Origin of the sequence: Xanthomarina sp., from assembly GCF_035306705.1 — a bacterium.
Classification (GTDB): domain Bacteria; phylum Bacteroidota; class Bacteroidia; order Flavobacteriales; family Flavobacteriaceae; genus Xanthomarina.
On the sequence record NZ_DATGNO010000089.1, the window covers coordinates 1 to 3108 of the forward strand.

The following is a 3108-nucleotide window of genomic DNA, read 5'->3' on the forward strand; positions in this document are numbered from 1 at the left end:
TTGGCACTTTTTATAAAGCGATTGGTGATAGCACAATGGTATGGCGTACAAAAAAAGGAGACCATCTTAAACAATTCTTAAGACATGACCTGCCTTGGAATATAATGTCACCAATATGGCGAACCCCCTTTGTGAAAAACAAATTAAATGGTTTCGATGAATCGTTTCCGCGCTTACAAGATGTGGAGTTCCATACTCGGGCATTACTACAAAAGGGGCTGGAATATAAAATAGTCAACAACACCAGCCCAAAGTGTTTCTATCGCATAGATCATGAAAGGACGAAGCAATCCACATGCCAGTACCTTGAGGGAATGTTATCAGGTGTTGAAAAATATCTTAATAAATTTGAAGCCTTGCTTTCAGACGTGAACCAGATCAGATATTTAAGAAGTACGCTATTCACCATTATTACTCTAATAAACTTCAAACTCACTCATAATCAAATTTCTCTTAAGGAGTATACTGTGCTTAATAACCGTATTTCCAAGTTTGTCAAGAAAGGGCGCTTATTCAGTAATTTTTCAGTAAAAATCCTAACTCATTACGATTCCCTCTATAAAAAGGGATTTTGGCGGATTAAAGGATTCAACTATTTATTTAAGCAACTATGGGAAAAGGTATAATACGTAAGCAAACGACTGCTAACAAGAGGAAATTCGCGCTAATACTGTTGCTTTTTATTTTTATTATGCAGTTAAGCTATACCTTGAACAATTTAAGTATTCAAGGTTATACCTTTATTAACAGTTACACCATAATTCATAATGATAACAATGAACTATATGGCCCTTCAGAAAATCTTATAAAAAATGGTTTCTATTCAATAGATAATATCACTCCATATACTGATAGAATACCAGGCATAACTGCTGTTTATTTGCCCTTACGTTTCATTTTTAATCAAAACACCTCGTTTACCATACTCACACTGATCCCATTAGTAACTTATATTGCAATAGTAATAATTCTTTTTAATTATCTTTTTTCCAAGGTCAATCTAAGATTTGCATTTTTAACTATTTTAGCTCTCCTTGTTTTAACAACATACTCATCCTTTCCTCAAACATCACCCGAAGGTCATGCGACAGTTTATACAATGATCGCGTTCCTCTTTCTTTTCAGAGTGTTTAAACTTAATGCCCGTCTGCGATACTTCTGGTCAGGCTTCTTTTTTATGTTAGCAGTAACCTTTCGAGGCTACCTCTTACCCGCAATGCTTGCTGTTTCAGGATCAATTTTCATTATTGAATTATACACAAACAATCCCAAAAGGGCAAGTATTCTATTTTTGCTCTTTATACTTCCGCTCTCATTTTACCTTGGAATATGGTCCATAAGAAATTACATCACAACCTCAGAAGTGATTATACTTCAAAAAGCGAATAGACCATCAACTAGCCCTTATAAACAATCCATACAAACAACAAAATCAACATTTAAACAAATGGGCTTTGAAACAGTGGAGTTCTACCCAAACTCACCGATAAACTACATTATGGGGCGTGACTCTTTAGCACCTGAAAACTTCAATACTATTGCACTATCGTTTGGAATAGATAAAGCAAAAATTGACAGTTTACGAACTACAATAAAGAAAAGCTTTCTGTCTACGGATGAAATATTGGAACAAAGAATCATTAGCATAAACTTAGAGTTACAAAACACTATTAAGGCAAACACGCCCTTAGCAAAACGCCTTATATTAATCCCAATAAAAAACTTCTACCGGGCATATTCTTTCAACTTTACTTCTGGGTGGGGGCTACCTTCTTGGTCAAATGCCAATCCGATCGAAAAATCATATAGACTTTTGATTTGGTTAACCTTTCATGTTGTAATGCTTTATTCTGTATTTATCAGTGCTTATAGCATAGCAAAGAAACAGAATTATGAAATATCATTCTTATGGCTTAGTTGGTTGGCGGCGATGTTCTTTTCATACACTTTCTTAATAAACCAAATCGAATTTAAATACTTTCTAACACTATTCCCTCTCTCAGTAATTGTAAGTTCTTTATTAACTGCCAATTTCGTAAAATCAAATTAAAAAATGCATCAAGCAACTGCTTCAATCAGGATTGCACTGCTTACTGATGGGGTTTTCCCAATAACGATTGGTGGCATGCAAAAGCATTCATATTACCTGGCTAAAAATCTTGCTAGAAAAGGAATATTTGTAGACTTATTCTACCTACCACATAAAAACAGTGATACCGAAGCAACCCTACTTTATGATAATTTCAGCCCCGCAGAGAAAAAACAAATAAATTTCATTCCTATAAACTGGCCCAAAACCAATAAACTACCAGGGCATTATGTAATTGAAAACTATTTGTATTCAAAACGGATTTTTGAAAAAATTAATAACAGCACTAAACCTTACGATTTTATCTATGCAAAGGGGTTTTCAGCTTGGCACCTGTTACATAAAAAGAAAAAGGGAGTTATGTTGCCTCCAGTAGGCATTAAATTCCATGGTTACGAAATGTTTCAAACTTCACCGTCACTATACTATTCATTTCAAAAACTAATACTTCAATGGCCAGTTAGGTGGAATAACACAAATGCAGATTGGGTGTTTTCTTATGGTGGAAAAATCACCAAAATTATTAAAGAGACTGGCGTCGCTAAAAAGAAAATAATTGAAATACCTACAGGGATAGATTCCAACTGGCTTAACACAACCTTGGAAAAGAAAAGTAGCTCAAAGGCAACAGTAAAATTTGTGTTTATTGGAAGATACGAGCGAAGAAAAGGGATCCAGGAACTTAACGCTTGCATTGAACAATTGCCAAGAAATGAAGCATTCGAATTTCAGTTTATCGGTCCCATCCCCATTTCAAAACAATTAGAATCCAGAAAAATCATCTACCACGGAACAATAATGCAGCAGGAGAAAATAAGGAGCATCTTGCAAAATGCAGATGTTTTGGTTTGTCCTAGTTACTCCGAGGGCATGCCTAACGTAATATTGGAAGCAATGGCCAGTGGATGTGCCATTATTGCCACGGATGTTGGGGCTGTAAGCGAACAAGTTGATGCAAGCAATGGCATTCTTATACAACCAGGCAATAAACCCGAACTAAAAGCAGCTATTGAACGAAT

Annotated in this window: 3 protein-coding genes; all 3 read left to right on the forward strand. The window is 35.3% G+C overall.

Annotation, left to right across the window (positions count from 1 at the left end):
- A partial coding sequence (locus VKY47_RS07960) for a hypothetical protein (RefSeq protein WP_324311836.1) occupies window positions 1-626 on the forward strand: 626 nt, incomplete at its 5' end.
- On the forward strand, window positions 611-2050 hold the full coding sequence (locus tag VKY47_RS07965; protein ID WP_324311838.1) for a hypothetical protein: 1440 nt from the start codon (window positions 611-613) through the stop codon (window positions 2048-2050). The genes VKY47_RS07960 and VKY47_RS07965, both read left to right, overlap by 16 nt.
- Window positions 2051-2053: 3 nt before the next feature.
- Window positions 2054-3108: glycosyltransferase family 4 protein (locus tag VKY47_RS07970; protein ID WP_324311840.1), on the forward strand; the 1055-nt coding region annotated here is incomplete at its 3' end.

What these genes read in the sequence shown, in the direction of transcription:
- VKY47_RS07965 (WP_324311838.1), top strand. Translation starts at nt 611, where the DNA reads ATGGGAAAAGGTATAATACGTAAGCAAACGACTGCTAACAAGAGGAAA.